The sequence below is a fragment of the Thermoflavimicrobium daqui genome (genome assembly GCF_003313465.1).
Classification (GTDB): Bacteria; Bacillota; Bacilli; order Thermoactinomycetales; family Thermoactinomycetaceae; genus Thermoflavimicrobium; species Thermoflavimicrobium daqui.
The window spans coordinates 35111-55453 of record NZ_KZ845672.1 but is presented as its reverse complement, the minus strand read 5'-3'; the positions used below and the strand labels follow the sequence as shown (position 1 = coordinate 55453).

Below are 20343 nucleotides of genomic sequence, written 5' to 3'. Positions count from 1 at the left end.
TTGATAACACTTGTAAATGTAAATAGGAAAAGTAAGTAGCACGAATAAATGTAATATTGGGAATAGAGTAAGGGTATCTTCAAAAGGAGGTGAATGCCTGCTACTAGTAAAATTGTATCCTTTACATCTACACATAACGAGCGAGATGTGGTGAAACAAGAACTTTTTACATAGGGATATTATTTTATGTATTTAGTAGCAGGGGTTTTTTGATGAATAAAGGTAAGAGAAAAAAATTTCGATATGGACTGATTGGTTCCTTCATTTGTAGTATTTGGTTAGTTGCTTGTAATTCGATAGTTGACTCAATGAAGGGTGAATCAACCATAGGGTCAGCAAAAAATCAAGTGTTACGTATCGCAGAGATGAATGAAGCTTCGAGCTTGGATCCTGCTAAAGTAGTGGATAATGGTTCCTTCATTTTGCTAAATAATGTACAAGAGGGATTAATGAGACTAAAAAATAAACAACCTGTAGAAGGGATTGCAGAAAATGTAAATATAAGTTCCGATCAACTTACTTATACTTTTACATTAAGGAAAGATGCAAAATGGAGTGATGGGAAGCCGATCACAGCACAAGATTTTGAATTCGGCTGGAAACGCGTTTTGGATCCGAAGACGAAATCTTCATATTCCTTTATCCTCTTTCCAATTCAAGGAGCCAAAGAATATCATGATGGTATAAAAAATCAAAATGAGGTAGGAATTACATCACTGGACCCACATACATTAGTTGTAAAGTTAAAAGAACCCATGTTAAACTTCCTTAGTTTAACTACATTGCCAGCATATTTACCACAGAGACAAGATTTAGTCACGAAGTTTGGTGATAAGTATGCGACGACCAGTCAGAATACGGTTTATAGTGGTCCCTTCGTTGTCAAAGAATTTAATAGAGCGAAAACAGTACTTACAAAGAATGACCGTTATTGGGATCGAAATAATGTCAGTCTACAACAGGTAGAACTTCGTCTTGTTAAAAATATCGATACCGCAGTTCAACTGTATCAATCGAACCAAGTAGATATAGCACCTGTTAATCGGAAATATATCGGTTCTTTCAAAGATTCATCTGAATTGAAAATAGTGGAGCGAGCCACTTCTTACTATTTGGTAATGAATCAGCAGAATAAATTTCTAGCTAATCCAAACATTCGTCGTGCTATTAATTTAAGTATTAATCGACAAAAATTAACTGATCAAATTTTAAGAGATGGTTCTAAGCCAGCAGGGGCATTGATTCATCCAGCTATTTCGGGTATAGGAAATAAATCATTTCGTCAGATGACTAAAAAGGAGTGGGTAAGATATCAACCACAGCAAGCGAAAGCACTTCTAGCTAAAGGGCTAAGCGAACTAAATATGGACAAGCCACCTGATGAAATTCATTTACTTAGTTATGATGATGAGAAGCGAGAGGTAGCTATTGCAGTGAAAAAACAACTGCAAGATATTTTAGGACTGCAAGTGCAAATTGACTCAGTGACCAGTAAGGAAAAAATAGTATGCCAAAATCAAGGTAAATTTGATATTGCAGTTTCTAGTTGGGGAGCCGATTATAATGATCCTATTGCCTATCTAGAGTTGTGGAGTGCTGATAGAAGGTTAAATATTGCTAGGTTTAAGGATAAAGAGTTTAATGATTTACTAGAGAAGTCTAAAAAGACAGTACTTCCTGAAGAGAAGATTAAACACCTAAGTATAGCCGAGAAAAAGCTGATTCAAGATCAAGCTGTAATTGTCCCTCTTTTTTATCGAACCAGTTCGTTTTTACAGAAGCCTTATGTACAGGACTTTTATAATCATGCTATTGGTGCCGATTACAGTCTAAAATGGACTTACTTAAGTAGTAACCATTCTTAAATAGAGAATATAACCCCCATCAAGGGGGTTTTTAGTTTTTTGTATAAAATAAAATTATAACTCATAATCATAAATAATATTATGAAATAAGATGGAAATTTGTTATGATAATGATGTAACCCTTTATTTGGAATGGTTCTTAAATTTATGAGCGAATAGGAGGAAGTTTAATTTGAAAAGGTGGAAATTACTCCTATTATGTACGACAATATCGAGCCTTCTTTTGACGGCCTGTGGTAACAAGGGCTCTAATGAAAGCGCTATCCAACAGAAAAAAGTGCTCCGAATTGCTGAAACAGAAGAGTTTACAAGTATCGACCCCGCAACAGTAGTAGATGGTGGCTCTTTCATCTTAGCTAATCATGTCTATGAAGGATTGATGAGGTTAAATCAAGATAAAAAGCCAGTTTCAGGTATTGCTAAAGACGTGAAAGTAAGTTCAGATAAGCGAGTTTATACATTTATCTTACGCGATGCGAAGTGGAGTGATGGTAAACCGATCACTGCCAAAGATTTTGAGTTTGGTTGGAAACGGATGATGAAACCAGAGACTAAATCTGAATATGCATATATTCTTTTTCCTATTGATAAGGCAGAAGATTTCTATCGCGGTAAAGCAAAAGAGAATGAAGTTGGTGTGAAAGCGATCAATGATCAAACTTTAGAAGTACGATTAAAAGCACCGATGATCAATTTCTTAGACTATACGATTTTGCCTGCTTTTCTTCCTCAGCGTGAAGATATGATCGATAAACTCAAACAAGATGCACTTGGACATCCAGACAAAATTGTGTATAGTGGCCCCTTTATCCTTAAGAGTGCCGGTCAAACGAAAATTGTTTTAACAAAAAATGAGAAGTATTGGGATGCTAAAAATGTAAATTTAGATCAAATTGATCTGAATTTATTAAAAGATGTGAGTACTGGTGTGAATCTCTATAATTCAGGACAAGTAGATATTGCTCCAATTAATAATGTTTTTATCAATAAATATAAAAGTTCTCCAGACTTGGTGAAAGCTGAGCGAGCCACATCGATTTATATGCCTATGAATGTAAGATCCAATCGCTTTACACAAAATAGTAATATTCGTAAAGCGATTACTCATGCGTATGATCGAGCGGTGATTGCTGAAAAAGTTTTACGAGATGGATCTTTACCAGCATATGCATTAGTTCATCCAGCGATTGCAGGATTAGAAAATCAGTCATTCCGGGATGCGACGAAGAAAGAATTAGTGACCTATGATGCGGCTAAAGCGAAGGAGTATTTACAAAAAGGACTTCAGGAGCTGGGGATGAGTAAACCACCCGAGAAATTGACTCTAATCACTTCAAATGCTTACAAGGATATCGCGTCCGTTATTAAAGAGCAGCTACGTGTTAACTTAGGTCTTAACATTGAGATTGAAACTCCTGCGCCAAAAGCGTTAGATGATCGTCGTGAAAGAGGGGATTTCGATCTAACCATCTCTGCTTGGGGAGCCGACTACAACGATGCCATGGCTTACCTTGAGTTATGGAATACCCATGAAAATAAAAACTCGGCAGGTTTTAAAAACGAGGACTTTAACAAGCAAGTGGTGCAAGCTCGTCAAGAGACCGATGTTAAAAAGCGAATGGAGATGTTAAGTCAATTAGAAAAAATGTTAGTAGAGGATCAAGCCGTACTCGCTCCAATTTATTATCGGTATAGTGTGTTGTTGAAAAAGCCGTATGTGAAGGACTACTACACGCATCCCATCGGTGCGGATTATAGCTTAAGATGGACGAAGCTGGAAAAATAAATATGAAGAGGCTGATGATAAAGTGTTACCCTAAAGCCCCGTGTCCTTATGACATGGGGCTTTTGATATAGTCTATATTTGTAATTTTCGATTTAAAATGGAGATAGACCAGTAATAAAAGAGTAAACTAATGAGGAAACTAAACAGTCCGATCCATATCAAAGGGATATTTACAATGTCCCAATCTAAACGGGATACTTTAGATACATGGCGTAACACAATGAAAGAAACAAATAGACCAAAGAATATCCAGATGGGGATATTTAATAGTTTCATCGAAGAGAAGGTAAGTAATCCCGCTAATAGTCCTAAGGTGATAATGAGTGGGACATAGATCAGACGTTCACCAATGATCATCAACTGATAGTAAAACAGCTCTCCCCAAGCTATGTTTTCATAAGCTTCAGGTCTAATCCAAGTAAAGAGGTAGAGAATGAAATTGGTAAATAAAAATAGAATCAAAATAATTTGTAACGCTCGGAGAAGCATAGCGATGCATTTAGCGGCAATAAGCCAATGTCTGGGATAAGGTAATGACAACCACCATCCTAGTGTTTTTTCCCTCTCTTCTGCCATAACGATACCTGTAGTAAAACCAGGTAATGCAAAGAGTATCCAAGTATATACCCAATGAATCTCAGGTTTAATTTGTGTAAAATTTAAAAGAGAACAGAGAACCCCGAAAATCGTCCCCCCTATTAACATGGAAGTAAGAGGAAAAATATATTTCTTGGGAAAAACCATGCGAAAGTCATTTTTGACTATGCTCCAAAAAGCGTTCATTGAAATACCTCCCGATATATATGTTGAATCGAGCCTTCCCGAGCACGAAGTGTTTCGACATTTCCCGACTTGACTACTTTTCCTTCTTTCAAAAATATGAGATGTTCAAATAGCCCCTCTGTTTCCATAATTTCATGTGTACTGATAACTATAGTTACTTCTTGTTCTGATAAAAGATGTATTAAGAGATCAATAATTTTTTCGCGTGATATCAGGTCAATACCGGATAAAGGTTCATCTAATAAAAAGAGGTCTACTTTCCGTGAAAGACAGAGTATCAGTTGTAATCGCATCATTTGTCCTTTTGAGAGATCACCAACTTTTGCTTTGCTGTCTAGCTTCATAAAGTCGAGATACTCTTTGGCTTGTTGGACTTGAAAGTTCGGAAATATTTTTTCTGCGTATTGTATGGCTTTTTCGATGCTATGAAATTTATACCACTGTGCACGATCTCCGAGATAAGCAATCTGCTCGTTTACTTTCCAACCTGGCTTTTGTCCAAAAACCTTGATTTCCCCTAAGGTAGGTTTTCCAATACTTGTGATCAGTTTTAATAGGGTGGATTTACCTGCTCCATTTTCGCCAAGTAAGCCAGTCGCTTTCCCTTTTGGGATCGAAAGAGATAAATCTTGAAGTGCAAACTTTCGCCCATAACGGTATGAGACATGATGAAATTCCACAGCGATGCTCATTGCCAATCCATCTCCTTTAGCCACTGTTGGGCAGTATTTTTATCAATTCCTAAAGACTTCATTGTGTGTACAAAGTTATTTAGTGCTTCCTCTGCGAGACCTCGTTTAATCTTCTGTACTTTTTCCTCCGAGTTAGTGATAAAAGTACCTTGTCCTCTTCTTTTTTCACATAGCCCATCATGTTCTAACTCTAGATATGCCCGAACGACAGTACTTGGATTTACTTTTAGATTTTGAGCCATTTCACGAACAGAAGGTAGCTTTTTTCCCAATGCAATCTCTCCTCTCGCTACTGCATGACGAATTTGTTCCACAATCTGTTCATAAAGCGGTATGGAGAAATCAATTGTAAAAGTGAGTGGTCCGACTACTCTTGTTTCCATGTCCCTCCCCCTTTAGAAGCTTAACAGTATGGAGTGTATGGACTCATATCAAACACTTTGTTTAAGTGTATTATAACACTACATACACTAAATGCAAGTAATTTCTAAAAAAAGGCGCAAAAAAAGTCAAAAGTAAAAGATTGAGGAGTGTTAGGATACGAAGAGAAGGATAAAGACAGCGAATGAGGGTGAGAGAGAATGATTAGTCAAATTCCAGAAGGTTGGTTTTTTACGGGAGAAGACCATCAAAAGTATTTCGAGACAGGAATTGATACCATTGTGTGTAAAGTAGGATCAACTTCTGCTTTTATTCGTGCCAAACAAGAACAGACTGTCGAAGGTTGGGCTACGCTTGGACAAAACATTCGTGCTGATCAATATAGAGGAAAAAGGGTTCAATTATCGGGGTATGTGAAAACAGAAAAAGCGGGTTATGCTGCATTGTGGATGAGGATTGATGGGAAAGAAAGAGAATTGCTCTCTTTCTATAACATGTATGATCAGCATATAGTAGGGACGAAAGATTGGGAAAAGTATTCAATTACACTTGATGTTCCAGACGAAGGCTATGTTATCAGCTTTGGAATGATCTTAGGTGCCAGAGGTTGTGTTTGGATAGATGGTTTGCAGTTAGAGATCGTTGAAAGTAGTGTTCCAATCAGCAATATTTTGCCTGGGGAGGAGGATGCTTATAATTTTGATTTTTCTCTTTGGGATCATAAATCAAAAACCCCTACTGGTTGGCGTGTATGGCAAAGCTATGATGATGAATATGGAATAAAATTGGCTTCAGATGACATGGTTTTAGGAAACTATTCACTTCAAATACAAGCAAAATCAGAGAAACCACACGGATATACTACACTTCATCGTATTATTTCAGCCAAGAAGTTTCAGGGTAACCGTATTCGCTTAGTAGCTAGGATCAAAGTCAAAGCGGCTGTAAGAGCAGAATGCTACATGCAAATCTATAACCAAGATGAGCAAATATTAAGTTGTGCAGATATACAAGATGCGCCATTGGTAGGGATTAAAGATTGGACAGATATTCAACTTGTTTTAGATGTTCCAGACGAAAGTTTATTTATTCATATCGGTTTTTTATTTGCTGGAGCAGGGTCTATGTGGATTGATGGGCTGTCTCTTGAAGTTTGTGACTCTTCGATTCCAGACACAGAAAAAAAATTGCCTCAACATCCGCAGCTTTCTTTTGCACAAATGGGTGAATCTCAATTGTCTTGTGCTTGGAAACTCATGAGTCACTATTTATTGGATTATGAAGCAGGACTTGAGAAGAAAGAAAAAGCTTTCGATCAGTCTCCTGCTTATCTACGTGCTAAACGGACTAACCAAACCTTTGCCACATTAACACAAGCTTTTGAAGCTACTTTATATCGTGGTAAGCGGATTCGTTTTTCTGGTTATCTTAAGGCCCAAAATGTAAAACAAGCTGGTTTATGGATAGAAATGAGGGGCCGTGATGAGGAAGTTTGTGTAATGGATGATATGGGGGAACGTGCACTTGTAGGTACAAAGGATTGGGGTTTATATGAAATTATTATCGATGTACCTAAGGAGAGTGAATGGATTCAACTAGGATCTTACCTATCTCAACAAGGATGTATTTGGATAGACCGTTTGTCATTAGAAGTTGTGGATGCTTCAGTGCCTGTTACAGGAAGGAAGCCGATTATTTATGATCGACCCATCAACTTAAGTTTCGATGAATAAGTCAGGATGATGAGGTGAATAGCGTGAAAGAGGTCGATTCTCTACAGTTTCAGCGTCAAGCAATCTTTTATATAGAAAAGTATATACAACATGATATTTCATTAGACAAAGTAGCAAATTATATGGGCTTCTCAAGCTATCATTTTCATCGACTCTTTCAGTCAGTCATAGGAATGAGTGTGACGGCATATATTCGTAGGCGACGTCTAACTTTAGCTGCTATTGACCTAATTCATACCGATTGTCGAATATTAGATATTGCAGTTACCTATCGTTTTTCTACACAAGAATCATTTACGCGTGCTTTTCAGAAGATGTTTCAGATGCCACCAGGAATGTATCGAAAACATTATCTACAAATTCGTAGGAGGAGTAGAAGTATGATTCCTACATCAACAGTTCCAAAAGGTTGGAATGTAGATGGCGATTGGATCAATTATGAAGTAGGGATTGATCATCAAACGGTTCATATGGGAACAGCATCTGCTTTTTTAAAAAGCCGTTATGACCAAGCAAACGGCTATATTTCACTCTTCCAGCAGATCAAAGCCGAGCCATATCGAGGGAAAAGAATTCATTTAACAGGTTTTTTACAGGCACAGAATGTTGAGCAAGTAACCTTATTTTTTGAGTTAGAACAAGAAAAAAATACACTTCATTTTATACAAAGTCAGCCGTTGATTGGGACAAGCCTTTGGAGTCCATATCTAGTTTCTACAGTCATTCCAGAAAAGGTAGATGTGATTCGCTTTGGGCTTCAATTAATTGGAAAGGGGCATGTATGGTTGGATAGTCTTCAGTTTAAGGAGACCGAGGAAAATATTTTAGAGCTTTATCAAAAGTACTTAAGAAGTCTACCTTTAGCACCTGTCAATCTCCATTTTTCGGGAGGTGTGCAAAATGAGTAAATGGGTATCATTTTTCTATTTCTTCCTTACTTATATTTTTGAGCTTGCTTGGTATGAAGCTGTTTCTGTTTCTCTAATATTGGGAGCTATAGGATTTGTCTTTTTCTGTATCGTTTTTGGTAGATCAATAAGAACCTAAAAAGAAATAGAAATATCTCTAACAGGAAATAATAAAGGATCAAAGCGTTGAAATAAGCTAGAGGTGGACTTCGATGAAATGGTTTTTTTTGTTGCTCCTTAAAAAGAAAGGCTTATTGGGCTGGTTGTTATCCATTGCCAAATGGATGTTGATCCTTTATTTGATCCTAATTATTCTGGTGATTGCGTTCATCGTTTGGATTGTAAAAAAAATATTCTCCTAAGCATGTCGAAGACCGATTCCTTGCCAAATCAGGGTATCGGTTTTTTAGTTGATAAAATTGTTTAGTGTAAAATAGATAGGGATGAATGATTGAAAAGGAGAACAGAATTATGATCTTTGGAATTGGAACTGATATCATTGAGCTGGAACGTATACAAAAAGTAGGAACTGACCGGCTAACGAAACGAATTTTAACACCGAGTGAAAAGGAACAACTGCCTGACCAGTTACACCGTCAAGTTGAATATCTAGCTGGTCGATTTGCTGCTAAAGAAGCCATATCCAAAGCATTAGGAACTGGAATTGGAGAGATCGTCAGTTTCTTAGATTTAACGATCCTAAATAATACCAAAGGGGCACCTGAGGTAAGTATATCTGAAAAAGTATCCGCTTATTTTTTTATTGGAAAGTCTATGAAAGTTCATCTTTCCATTTCACATAGTGAAAAGTATGCCGTTGCTATAGCAGTGATCGAAGTGAACGAAGCATAACTGGTCCAAATTGGACATACATATATAACACGGTTAGGAGGGATAAAGGTGTATCTAGTTACAGCTCAAGAAATGCGCAACATAGACCATTTTGCTATAGATACACTAGGAATTCCAGGTGTGGTGTTAATGGAGAATGCTGGTAGGGCGGTAGCTGAGTCTATTCAAAGGAAATTTCCAGAGCCTAAGAATGCAGTTGTACTTTGTGGAACAGGAAATAATGGGGGAGATGGCTGGGTTGCTATAAGGTATTTACTTTTTGCTGGATGGAACGTAGAAGCTTGGTTGGTAGGAAATGAAGATAAGCTAACTCCTGATGCCAAGATATTCTATCATGTTTGTCAAAAGCTAACTTCTGTCCATATTTATCATGATAAAAGTAAGCAGAAGCTAATGAAGAAGCATTTACAAGAGGCACAGGTTATTGTAGATGCACTACTAGGTACAGGAGTAAAAGGGGAGCTTCGCCCTTTATTACGAGAGGTTGTTTCGCTTATCAACCAACAGCCAAAAGCATGGGTTGTTTCAGTAGATATTCCTACTGGAATGGATACGGACACAGGAATGGTCTCTTCTGAAGTTGTTCACGCCCAACAAACGATCACGTTTGGCTATCCGAAATGGGGCCATTATTTATATCCTGGTGCTGATGTTTGTGGTGAAGTAAATGTTGTTGATATCGGGCTACCTACCCAGTTTCCTGCAGATCTTACTCCCAAAGCACAGCTAAATGAACCTGCTCTTTGGAGGGGCTATATTCAGCCACGTAATCCATGGGCACATAAAGGAACATATGGTCATGCTCTTTTAATTGGTGGGGCAAAGGGAATGCTTGGTGCAATCACTATGGCAGGTGCTGTGGCTTATCGAAGTGGGGTAGGGATGGTAACCCTTACTGTTCCAGAAGGACAAGAAGTATCTTTGGCAGGGAAAGTGACACAGGAGCTTATTTGGTCTTGGTCTGGTAAGTCTGTATTCTCAGCAGAAAGTGCAAAGCAATTTATGGAACGCGCTTCCCGGTATTCTGCAGTAGTGATTGGCCCAGGTCTCGGAAGATTTATGGGTGAAGACAAATGGTTAGGTGATTTATTATCTACAATAAAAGCTCCATTGGTTCTAGATGCAGATGCATTGAATATTTTGGCAGATCATCCAGAACTCATCAAACTACGTGACTCAGAGTACCCTACTGTATTAACACCTCATCCTGGTGAAATGGCTCGCTTGCTTCACTGTAGTATATCGGAAGTTGAATCTTCTCGATTGTCCGCTGCAAGGACCGTTGCAAATCATACAGGGATGATTGTGGTCTTAAAAGGAAGATATACAATTATTGCCTATCCAACAGGAAAACAGGTAGTAAATATAATAGGAAGTCCTGCTTTAGCTAAAGCAGGATCAGGTGATTTGCTAGCAGGCTTATTAGGTTCTTTATTAGCACAGCGAATTCCCGCCAACCAAGCTGTGCCGATGGCAACTTATTTACATGGGCAGGCAGGAGTTATAGCGAGCCAAACCGTTTCGGAACATGCGGTATGTTATCAGGATATAATCGTAGCACTTGGTAAAGCATTCGAACAATTACCCCTATCCTAACCGACACATTTCCTGGGAAATTGTCGAGGTGAGGAAATAAATGTGTCGGAATAAATGGATTATTGTTCCTTTATTTTTGATATTGCTGTTTTTAGCAGGTTGTGGTGAAAAAGATGCCAAAACCCTTGTTAATGATTTATCGAAGCGCTCTGAGAAAATGGAGTCTTATATCAGTCATGGAAAGTTAACGATTCAAACAGGACAAGAACCACAAATTGTTGATGTAGAAGTATGGTATAAAAAACCACATTATTATCGAGTAGCCCTAAAAAATCCAAAGAAAGATATTACACAGATTTTACTTAGAAATGATGAGGGGGTATATGTATTAACTCCTAGTTTGAAAAAAAGTTATCGGTTTCAAAGTGATTGGCCAGAGTCAAGTGGACAAATTTATTTATATCAGTCTATTTTAGGTAGTATTATTGATGATCAAAAGCGTCAATTCCAGAGGGAGAAAGGTACCTATCTTTTTGAAGTAGCTGCGAAATTTACCCTTAACCAAAACTGGAAAAAACAAAAAGTGTGGCTAGATCAAAAGCTTAATCCGAAAAAAGTGAGTGTTTTTAATGATAAAGATGAAGTTATGGTAGAAATGGTGTTTGATCGCTTTCAATTAGATCCATCTTTTGATAAAGATGCATTCGATATGAAACGAAATTTAAGTCAGATGACCGAGGAATCCAAACAAACTTTAGCTGGTCTTAAACAAAAAATGGATAAACGTGGAATGGCTTCCCTCGCTCCGATGTATATCCCTATGGGTAGTCAATTGGATGGAGAAAAAACAGTTCAAACCATTGCTGGTCCAGCTGTCATCATGAGATATACAGGAAGTAAGCCGTTTACAATTACCCAGAAAAAGCCTCAAGAGATAGAAACTTTTTTATCTGAACAGGCTAAACCCGTGATGCTTTATCAAGGATTTGGTGTTTTACTTAACCAGGATAAGCAAAAACAGTTAAAATGGTTAGATGGACAGAGAGAATTTGAATTAACGGGGGCATTATCCGAAGAGGAAATGATCAAGATTGCGAATTCCTTTGCTGATCAAGTAGAGAAATAAAATCAGCTTAATCATTCATGATAGTTAGATAAGATGAGGAGCAGTCGGAGGGTACTAAGTAAAAGTACCCTCATCGTTATGTTTGTATAAAGTAAAAATATGAGATTCATATTGACAAAGTTTTGTATTCGTTTTAAGTTATTTGGCGGATAGCACTTATGTTACAGCATGTTGCATCATTCGAGCCCAAAACCTAGATCAGCTAGAGTGAATTGTTTTTGTATAGGACCGACTTTTCCCCAAAGGGACAAGAGTGTCTCAAGAGCAAAGCTCTAAGAAACTCTATGGACCGATTAAGGCTATAACCTCATGATAGAGACTGAAATGCAGAGATATCGCTTTTATTTTTGAAGACCATCTATGATCCCATCTAAAATCAAGCAAATCTACAGAAAATAGAGGTAAAAATTAGCCAAGAATCCCCTTATTCTTTTCCTAGGAAACTTTGATATAATATCCTTTACAAGAAACGATATGGGAAGTTAATAAACGATGGGAAGATAAAACCAGCTAAGGATGACAGTTATGAATCAGCAACCCATTTATGAGGAGAAGACATCTTATCGTGTTCTTCTTACTAGAAAGAATCGAATGATGAAAATCATCGAAAATGGTTTTATTCTGCTTGGTTTGTTTTTATTACTTGTATTTTTTGAATGGCGTAGTATGACTTTTATTATAGGTTTTGTAATCTTAATAATCTTCATTCTCTTTGTGATTCCTTTTCTTTACTTGCTCATGTTTCATCCGCGTTATATTCTGTATAATGATCGGCTTGTCGTCCAAATCGGTAATCGAACCGATTCGATTCCCATTTCAGAGATCAAGCATAGCCAAGACCTACCTTATTACTTTCAGATTCGTGGGAAACGAACTCCTTTACTAGTCAGTGATGAATGTTTAGAACATCTAAACTTACAGTTGGAAGTGATAAAACGTGGCTGGAACTCATAAAGATTTTATTAATTATGGAAGAGATACGATAATTGAAGTTGATTTGGATGCCATTCGTTATAATGTTCAGCAATTTAAACAGTATCTCCCTATAGATACACGAATTCTAGTGGCTGTCAAAGGAAATGCTTATGGACACGGAGCGACTTACGTATCTCAAGCTGCAATAGAGGCAGGAGCTCATGCTTTAGGTGTTGCATTTGTGGATGAAGGAATAGAGTTACGTAACGCTGGTATCGAAGCTCCCATTCTTGTACTTGGTTTTACCCCTACCTATGCTATCAAAGAGGCACTTAAGTATCGACTGTCGTTCACGGTTTATAATGAAGATCACTTGTATCAAATCCAAGAGAATGCCAAAAATTTGGGTCTTACCGCCAATGTGCATCTTAAAATTGATACAGGGATGGGGCGCTTAGGAATCTTACCAGAAGAGATTCCTGACTTCTTACAAGTACTCTTAAATATGTCACATGTTCGATTAGAAGGTGTATTTACGCATTTTGCAACAGCGGATGAAAAAAATAAAATGTATCTAAACTATCAGTATAATCGCTTTCTTGAAGCGATCCATGATATAAAACGATCAGGAATAGCTAAGCCAATTATTCACTGCGCCAATAGTGCAGCAGCGATTGAAATTCCTAATCGCATTTTTGACATGGTACGAATTGGTATTAGCCTTTATGGCTTGTATCCTTCACCGGAAGTGGATAGACAGAAAATCCATTTACAGCCAGCACTTACATTAAAGTCTAAGGTTATTCATTTAAAGCAATCTCCGCCAGGTACTGGTATTAGCTATGGAAAAACCTACATTGCAAGAGGTGATGAGTGGATTGCTGTTGTTCCGATCGGGTATGCAGATGGATTTAGTCGCCACTTATCAAATCGTGGATTTGCTTTAGTGCGAGGGATAAAAGTCCCTATTGTTGGACGGGTGTGTATGGATCAACTTATGTTAGATGTAACAAAGGCGATGCCTGTTCAAATTGGGGATGAAGTTGTTCTTTATGGTAAACAAGAAGATGCGGAGATTCATGTGGATGAAGTGGCTAAGCAGTTAGACACGATTAATTATGAAGTGACTTCGATGCTCTCTAGGCGTATTCCGCGTATTTATTTGCAAGATGGTAAACCGATAGCGATCATTAATGAATTACGCAAACTCGAAAGTTTGTCAGTTTAATAAGTTGGTTTTAAGTGATATTCTTCCAATAAAGGAATTTTTATAAAAAGATAAGTAGTGAATCGATGAACGATGCATTTACATCATGTTCTCTTACAGCATATTGCATAATTTGATTAAAAATCCGGATCGTACCTAGAGGAAGTCGCGAATCGTTTTTGTATAGGATTGACTTTTGTGTCAACCCTTTAGCGGGAGTGAGTAGATAAGCGATGAGCGCTAGGTTTGGACGTAAATGGAAAAAAGCTTTTTGGAAATGTAAATGAAACTTCTCCAATATTTATCGCTAAATTTTTTAGAAGGAATTTGAGAGGTTGGCACGAATAAATTTTAGTATGTGTCATTTTATCTATTTGTAGGAATTCATTTTAAGTATATTTTTGCATTTAATTCATCATAATGGTAGTATTGATAAGGGAAAATCGCTAATGGTGATGATTGGTTGGGGGTGCACGAATTTGTCAGGTACCAAGAGAATTATGATCAGTCTGCCAACAAATTTGTTACAAGAAGTAGATGGTATGGTTCAAAAGGATAATTCCAATCGCAGTGAATTTATTCGCCAAGCGATGAAATTATATTTACAAGAGCGTAAAAAACGCCGAATTCGTGAAGCGATGCAACGTGGTTATATGGAAATGGCGAAAATAAACTTAAATATTGCCTCAGAAGCGTTTGAAGCAGAGGAAGAAGCAGATCATACTTTAGAGCGCTTAGTTAGTGGGGTGTAAGTAATTTGATTGTTAAACGTGGCGATGTCTATTTTGCAGATCTTTCCCCTGTGGTCGGATCCGAGCAGGGTGGGGTACGGCCTGTACTTGTAATTCAAAATGATATTGGTAATCGATTTAGCCCCACTGTGATCGTCGCCGCGATTACTGCCCAAATCCAAAAGGCTAAACTTCCTACACATGTTGAGATCGATGCCAAAACTTATGGATTTGATCGTGATTCTGTCATCTTATTAGAGCAAATCCGAACCATTGATAAGCAAAGATTAACTGATAAAATTACCCACTTAGATGAAGAAATGATGAGTCGAGTTAATGAAGCACTGCAAATTAGCTTGGGTTTAATTGATTTTTGAAAAATTGGCAGATACTGGAGAATGGGAGCGATTCGCTCTCTTTTTTTATTTACAAATTGTCTTCCCTTATTTCATCATGGTCCGTTCTGTGTTATTTTAAATACGAACGATAAAGATATATAACGATATTATTTTAAGCAGCCAAAAGTCAATATATCATCTCATCTAACCTTAAAGCTATAGGATCGATATATCGTATCCTTTAAGAGCATTGCTGTTAAAAGTTCTATGGATGGATCAAGACTATTGTAAACTAAAAAACGATGAGTGGCTGGTTTAGAGGGCAACCTCGCTTTGAAATATACTTGGTGATTGTCGTCTTTGTATTGAAGCTGAGTAATGGAAAGATGCTGAACATTGGCGTTTGACCGAAGATATCGGATCCAAGGGGATTTTTACATGAACATTGATTTGCAAAAACAATATGAGAAGTTACTAACTTCCTATATTCAAGATACAAGAGAAGATCATTTATATGGTGCCCAGCAACTAAGCAAATGGATTTTACAACAACGTGTTCCACCTGAAGAAGTGGTTAGTATCCATATTGCTACGATTAAGAATTTATTACCAGACTTACCCAATGAAGTGAAAATTTCATTTGATTTTTTGATTGAAGTAATGATTGGTTATGGAGTGGCTTATCAAGATCGTGATCATTTAGTAAATCGGCAGCGTGAATTAGAAGATGAAATTGAAGTAGCAGTTCGCATGCAACAGACTCTGTTACCTAAAAGTCCTCCACCACTCGAAGGAGTTGATATAGGTGTTCTAAGTGTAGCAGCGAACCGGATGAGTGGAGATTATTATAACTTTGTAGACCATGGTCAGGGTTCACTGGGGATTGCTATTTCGGATATTATTGGTAAAGGAATTCCAGCTGCATTATGTATGTCTATGATTAAATATTCGATGGATCGATTCGATGATCAACCTCTTTCGCCTTCAGAGGTTTTAAGGGGACTTAATACAGTTGTGGAAAGAAATGTCGATTCAAGTATGTTTATTACCATGGTATATGGGGTATATGATTCGTTGAATCACCATTTTCGCTATGCTACAGCAGGTCATGAGCCAGGGCTGGTTTATAAAGCAAGTGATGGTGAGTTTCATGATTTAGAGACGCAAGGTTTGGTCTTGGGAGTAGCTAAAGATGTAGATTATCCAGAGTATACGATTGAGTTATCCTTAGGGGATGCGATTATTTTGTTTTCCGATGGGGTAACAGAATGTAAAGTAGATGGAAAGTTTCTACAGAGAGAACAGCTCAAACAAATTATATGTGAGTATCTGGAGTTGCCAGCTCAACAAGCTGTTGAAGCTATTTATCAAAGGCTATTCGAGATGACTAAGTACAGTATGAAAGACGACCAAACCATCATGATTATAAAAAGAGTTGAATCCCTTTCTTAAAAAGTTTGTAGTACTTTATTCGAGCAGCGATTCGTTATTCATTGGAAAACGAGTTCGAATTACTTCCAGAATAACGAATCGCTAATCATTAGTACATCAACTTGTAGAAAGAAAAAGTTGGAGGGCGAAAGACGGTGAATGTGTTAATAGAAGAAAAGACAGATAACAAAAATGGAGTAACCATTTTTGTAGAAGGTGAAGTAGATGTTTACACAGCTCCGCAATTAAGAGAAAAACTGCTCCCTTTATGTCAAAATGGAAAGACTGTGTATGTAGACTTATCTAAAGTGGACTATATAGATAGTACAGGTTTAGGTGTACTAATCGGAGCATATAAAGCACAACGTGCAACTGCTGGAAGACTCGTGTTAAAAGGAGTTAACGCTCGTATCTATCGCCTTTTACGCATTACAGGATTGCATGAAGTGATCGAGATTGAAGATCGGAAGCAGGAGGATGGAAAAGTATGAAGGATCAGCCCTTAGACTCTATAGACTTAACAATTCCTGCTAAGCCGGATTTTGTGGGAATTGTACGCTTATTAGTTTCTGGTATTGCGAATCGTATGGGTTTCTCCTATGATGACATTGAGGACCTTAAATTAGCTGTTTCTGAAGCATGTACAAATGCAGTAGATCATGCTTATAGTGGTGGAGATGGTGATATCGAAGTGAATTGTAATCTCTTTGGAGATCGCTTAGAGATTAATGTCATTGATCGTGGGCATAGCTTTGATGTAAATGAAGTAGAACAACGTACAGGTCCGATTGGTTTTGAGCCTTCAATGAATGCACTACGTGAAAGAGGGCTCGGAATCTATCTAATGAAAACACTGATGGATGATGTAGAAATTAAGGGAGATAACGGTGTTATTGTAAAGTTAACAAAGCATCTTCGAAAAAATGAGGTGGAGCTGCATGTCAAGTCGCCCGCATCTTACCCCTACAGATGAAAAGCTGGTTTTAGAGATGATTGGGCGGTACCAAAAGGATGGCGATGTTGAAGCGCAAGAGTGGCTTGTATCATATTATCGAGACTTGGTAGAAACGCTTGCTTATAAATTTGCACGTGGCTCTGAGCCATATGAAGATCTAATTCAGGTAGGAATGATTGGACTTCTTGCTTCGATTCGAAGATACGATCCTTCCTTTGGACGAAATTTCGAAGGGTTTGCTGTTCCAACGATTGTAGGAGAAATTAAAAGGCATATACGTGATAAAACATGGAGTGTACATGTTCCAAGGCGGATCAAGGAGCTAGGTCCGCGAATTAAAAGTGCGGCAGAAGAACTTACTACCAAACTCCAGCGATCTCCACAAATTAAGGAAATTGCAGAGTATCTAGATGTAACACAAGAAGAAGTATTAGAAACGATGGAGATGGGTCGTAGCTATCAGGCTGCTTCGATTGATAGCCCAATTGAAGCGAGTAGTGATGGTAGTCAAGTGACTTTGCTAGACTTGGTTGGAACAGAAGACAGGGGTTATGATCAGATTGATCGAAAATTGTTACTTGAAAAAGTTTTTCATGTCTTGACTGAACGAGAGCGAGAAATTTTACAGATGACTTTTTTTGATCATTTAAGTCAAAAACAAGTAGGAGAACAATTAGGAATATCACAAATGCATGTTTCGCGTTTACAGCGCAGAGCATTAAAAAAGCTTCGTCAAGCGATCCGGATGGAATTGGCCGAGATCATGGGATAGAAAAAGTGTATCTAGCAGACTAGTTGCTAGATACACTTTTTTGCATAAAAATGTTTTTACCGCAGTATATTTTCGCACGTGACTATTTATACAGAATGACGGTTAGGAGATAAATGTTTTGTAGGGATCGTTCTTTTTTTGGCTTTTCGAATGCGGAATTCGCCTTCCATCCTAATTTGTTCTTTTTTCCCATTCTTCCTACTTTCAATGATTAATTGAAATGGATATGTATGTTTGTGAGAATTGCTAATCATTAAAGTGCATTTTAAATGCTGGTTTAGGTAAAAAGTAAAAGGAAGAGATTTATCTTTATAACTCTTAGATAAGTTTTTATTATCTGTCAAATTAACCTGTGGAAATTCTTGGTGTTTGCGTGGCTTTAAGAAAGTAACGTTTTTTAGATACTGCGAATGTTGGAGCTTATGATGGGTACCATGATGGATTACTTTAATCAATGATTGGTTTTGATCCTTGAGATAGTTAGTCCTTGTTTCAAATTTCTTGTCTAGATAAGAACGATTTAGCTTGGGCATATCTATGTTTTTCTTGTAAATGGACCGATTTAGTTCTTTGTGCTTTTCCTGTTTGGGTTCTCTTTTAGATTTTGCATTGGATCGATTGGAACGATATAAGTTGGCTTGAGGGATAGATACTTGTTGCTCTTCATAGGAGGATGATTTTTCTTTTTCTTTATGTATCGAAATGGATGGCTTCTCTTTTTGTGCTTTAAGATCGGATTGATCATCTGGTGTAAATGGATTTTTTGCTAAATTTTTCATAGGCTTATCGTTGGATTGAGATGGTTTTGTTTGGGTAACCATAGGAGCTTGTCCACCGAATTGTAATGAGCTGGGTAATAGTCGGGAGAAAATCGAAGTTGATGAATTCATTATTGTAGCAAAAACTCCACCTGAAAGCAAGAAAGTAACTAGAACAGTTGCACTTATTTTTTTGAGAGAATGATGATTGATTCTTAATTTGCTTTCGGGTTTTTCACTAGGTTGATGTGGGAGTAGCGGATCAAGATCAGTACGAAATCCTTCCAGTAATTGCATCGCTTCCTCCAATTCGTGATCTTTCATAAAGTGATCCTCCTTTAATTTTCAATATTATCTAGTATTTTACAATATAAGTGACAGAATATTCAATGCTATATTTAACTTAAATGCAAAATAAACGACCAACATCCTCTTTAAATGATTTGGGACGTTGGTTGTTTATTTAATAGGGTCAAGTCATGGCTTCGCTTTTTTTAGTTCAATTACACTAATCTGTGGACGACAGAAGAAGCGAACAGGTAAAATTGTCGTACCTATACCACGATTTACATATACCTGAAGCTCATTTTCTTCCATTTGATATAGACCCTCAACATACTTTTTTGCGTAGGTAGGAGTCATTAGATGCCCAACGAACGGGAGACGAACCTGTCCTCCGTGGCTATGACCCGATAGTTGTAGTCCAATGGGAAATGATGTGATCTCCTCAGCGAAATCTGGACAGTGAGAAAGTAAGATAGAACAAGTTTTAGAGAGTCCTTCGCAAGCCTTAGCCAGATTTGGCTGACCCATTAATTGATCTTCAACACCAATGATGGCAATTTGATCTGTATGTTTTCGTAGAATTCGATGTGAGTTATTTAAAACTTGAAAGCCACCTTTTGTAAGGGATTGCGTAACTACTGCTGCATTTCTTTGATAATCATGGTTTCCTAGTACAGCAAACTTTCCTAGTGGAGCTTGTAATTTTTTTAGATAAGGGATTGCTGCTAAACTAATAGCTGGGTCATGATCTACAAGATCACCTGTAAAGCACAATAGGTCAGGTTGAAGTTGTTGAATCTGTAGGACTAGTTCGATTAAATCATCGGTATCCATATAAAATCCTAGATGAAGGTCACTGATATGTACGATACGTGTGCCTATAAACGACTTGGGTAATGTAGATAGTGATATGGTCTCATGGGTAATGTCTATCCAATGAGGTTCTATTCCAAAGGCATAAACTCCGGAAAACCCTAGAATACTAAGGCTAGACCATTTTATAGCGGCTTTTTTCAAAAACGTTCGACGTGACATTTCAGGTTGAGTCATGAATGGAGGCTCCTTATCTTATCATGATGTAAATTACAAAAGCGATGAATAGCTGAGATCAAGGACAAACTTATTATAAATTGTATAGTATAGAAATTGGATAGCAATTGAGAAAAGTAGAACTCTATGATGGTTTATCCAATCCTCGAAAAATGAGTTTTGTAGAAAAAGAGAAACAACTTTTTCAGATACAAAGTGATACAATAAATAGGAAAAAATGAAATTTAATGATATAGATC

General features: G+C 37.4%; 22 protein-coding genes. 17 read left to right on the top strand and 5 right to left on the bottom strand.

Annotation, left to right across the window (positions count from 1 at the left end):
- Positions 1-212 precede the first annotated feature (212 nt).
- Positions 213-1865: a peptide ABC transporter substrate-binding protein gene (locus tag DL897_RS14770; protein WP_113659900.1), complete on the top strand. Its 1653-nt coding sequence runs from the start codon at positions 213-215 to the stop codon at positions 1863-1865.
- A gap of 172 nt (positions 1866-2037) precedes the next feature.
- Positions 2038-3651 (top strand): peptide ABC transporter substrate-binding protein, encoded by a 1614-nt coding sequence (locus DL897_RS14765; protein ID WP_113659899.1) that lies wholly within the window; start codon positions 2038-2040, stop codon positions 3649-3651.
- A 72-nt stretch (positions 3652-3723) separates the two neighbouring features.
- Here the strand turns inward: DL897_RS14765 and DL897_RS14760 are convergent, their stop codons facing one another.
- From DL897_RS14760 to DL897_RS14750, 3 genes are read right to left on the bottom strand one after another with little or no spacing between them, the layout of a single operon-like run.
- The gene (locus tag DL897_RS14760; protein WP_113659898.1) at positions 3724-4434 is read right to left on the bottom strand and encodes a hypothetical protein; all 711 of its coding nucleotides are present in this window, start codon (positions 4432-4434) and stop codon (positions 3724-3726) included.
- Positions 4431-5126: an ABC transporter ATP-binding protein gene (locus DL897_RS14755; RefSeq protein ID WP_113659897.1), complete on the bottom strand. Its 696-nt coding sequence runs from the start codon at positions 5124-5126 to the stop codon at positions 4431-4433. Before DL897_RS14755 ends, DL897_RS14760 begins: the two co-directional genes overlap by 4 nt.
- The gene (locus tag DL897_RS14750) at positions 5123-5509 is read right to left on the bottom strand and encodes a GntR family transcriptional regulator (RefSeq protein WP_113659896.1); all 387 of its coding nucleotides are present in this window, start codon (positions 5507-5509) and stop codon (positions 5123-5125) included. Before DL897_RS14750 ends, DL897_RS14755 begins: the two co-directional genes overlap by 4 nt.
- 198 nt (positions 5510-5707) lie before the next feature.
- Between DL897_RS14750 and DL897_RS14745 the strand changes: the two genes are divergently transcribed.
- The 15 genes from DL897_RS14745 to sigB all read left to right on the top strand — a co-directional run bounded on the left by DL897_RS14745 (position 5708) and on the right by sigB (position 18011).
- On the top strand, positions 5708-7240 hold the full coding sequence (locus DL897_RS14745; protein ID WP_113659895.1) for a hypothetical protein: 1533 nt from the start codon (positions 5708-5710) through the stop codon (positions 7238-7240).
- Positions 7241-7254: 14 nt separating this feature from the next.
- The gene (locus tag DL897_RS14740) at positions 7255-8148 is read left to right on the top strand and encodes a helix-turn-helix domain-containing protein (protein WP_145962228.1); all 894 of its coding nucleotides are present in this window, start codon (positions 7255-7257) and stop codon (positions 8146-8148) included.
- Positions 8141-8287 (top strand): hypothetical protein, encoded by a 147-nt coding sequence (locus tag DL897_RS18310; protein WP_168188811.1) that lies wholly within the window; start codon positions 8141-8143, stop codon positions 8285-8287. Before DL897_RS14740 ends, DL897_RS18310 begins: the two co-directional genes overlap by 8 nt.
- Positions 8288-8360: 73 nt before the next feature.
- A complete protein-coding gene (locus DL897_RS18305) occupies positions 8361-8510 on the top strand; it encodes a hypothetical protein (RefSeq protein WP_168188810.1) in 150 nt (49 codons plus the stop codon).
- Positions 8511-8619: 109 nt separating this feature from the next.
- A complete protein-coding gene (gene acpS / locus DL897_RS14735) occupies positions 8620-9000 on the top strand; it encodes a holo-ACP synthase (protein ID WP_113659893.1) in 381 nt (126 codons plus the stop codon).
- Between the two features lie 48 nt (positions 9001-9048).
- On the top strand, positions 9049-10596 hold the full coding sequence (locus DL897_RS14730) for an NAD(P)H-hydrate dehydratase (RefSeq protein WP_113659892.1): 1548 nt from the start codon (positions 9049-9051) through the stop codon (positions 10594-10596).
- A gap of 40 nt (positions 10597-10636) precedes the next feature.
- Positions 10637-11662, top strand: coding sequence for an outer membrane lipoprotein-sorting protein (locus tag DL897_RS14725; protein WP_113659891.1), 1026 nt, complete (start codon positions 10637-10639; stop codon positions 11660-11662).
- Positions 11663-12187: 525 nt separating this feature from the next.
- Positions 12188-12616, top strand: coding sequence for a hypothetical protein (locus DL897_RS14720; RefSeq protein WP_113659890.1), 429 nt, complete (start codon positions 12188-12190; stop codon positions 12614-12616).
- Positions 12600-13805 carry an alanine racemase gene (alr, locus tag DL897_RS14715; protein ID WP_113659889.1) on the top strand — a complete coding sequence of 402 codons (1206 nt, stop codon included), beginning with the start codon at positions 12600-12602 and terminating at the stop codon, positions 13803-13805. Before DL897_RS14720 ends, alr begins: the two co-directional genes overlap by 17 nt.
- A 434-nt stretch (positions 13806-14239) precedes the next feature.
- On the top strand, positions 14240-14536 hold the full coding sequence (locus DL897_RS14710) for a CopG family ribbon-helix-helix protein (protein ID WP_113659948.1): 297 nt from the start codon (positions 14240-14242) through the stop codon (positions 14534-14536).
- A 5-nt stretch (positions 14537-14541) separates the two neighbouring features.
- Positions 14542-14892: a type II toxin-antitoxin system endoribonuclease NdoA gene (gene ndoA / locus DL897_RS14705; RefSeq protein WP_113659888.1), complete on the top strand. Its 351-nt coding sequence runs from the start codon at positions 14542-14544 to the stop codon at positions 14890-14892.
- 399 nt (positions 14893-15291) lie between these two features.
- The gene (locus tag DL897_RS14700; protein ID WP_113659887.1) at positions 15292-16305 is read left to right on the top strand and encodes a PP2C family protein-serine/threonine phosphatase; all 1014 of its coding nucleotides are present in this window, start codon (positions 15292-15294) and stop codon (positions 16303-16305) included.
- Between the two features lie 134 nt (positions 16306-16439).
- Positions 16440-16775, top strand: coding sequence for an STAS domain-containing protein (locus tag DL897_RS14695; RefSeq protein ID WP_168188809.1), 336 nt, complete (start codon positions 16440-16442; stop codon positions 16773-16775).
- Entirely contained in the window at positions 16772-17257 is a 486-nt protein-coding gene (gene rsbW, locus DL897_RS14690) for an anti-sigma B factor RsbW (protein WP_113659886.1), read from the top strand. The genes DL897_RS14695 and rsbW overlap by 4 nt, the downstream gene beginning before the upstream one ends.
- A complete protein-coding gene (sigB, locus tag DL897_RS14685; protein ID WP_113659885.1) occupies positions 17223-18011 on the top strand; it encodes an RNA polymerase sigma factor SigB in 789 nt (262 codons plus the stop codon). Before rsbW ends, sigB begins: the two co-directional genes overlap by 35 nt.
- An 86-nt stretch (positions 18012-18097) precedes the next feature.
- Here sigB and DL897_RS14680 read toward each other — a convergent pair whose 3' ends face one another.
- Together DL897_RS14680 and DL897_RS14675 are read right to left on the bottom strand one after the other, a co-directional pair.
- The gene (locus DL897_RS14680) at positions 18098-19093 is read right to left on the bottom strand and encodes a hypothetical protein (RefSeq protein ID WP_113659884.1); all 996 of its coding nucleotides are present in this window, start codon (positions 19091-19093) and stop codon (positions 18098-18100) included.
- A gap of 153 nt (positions 19094-19246) precedes the next feature.
- Positions 19247-20104 carry a metallophosphoesterase gene (locus tag DL897_RS14675; protein ID WP_240627463.1) on the bottom strand — a complete coding sequence of 286 codons (858 nt, stop codon included), beginning with the start codon at positions 20102-20104 and terminating at the stop codon, positions 19247-19249.
- Positions 20105-20343: the final 239 nt, after the last annotated feature.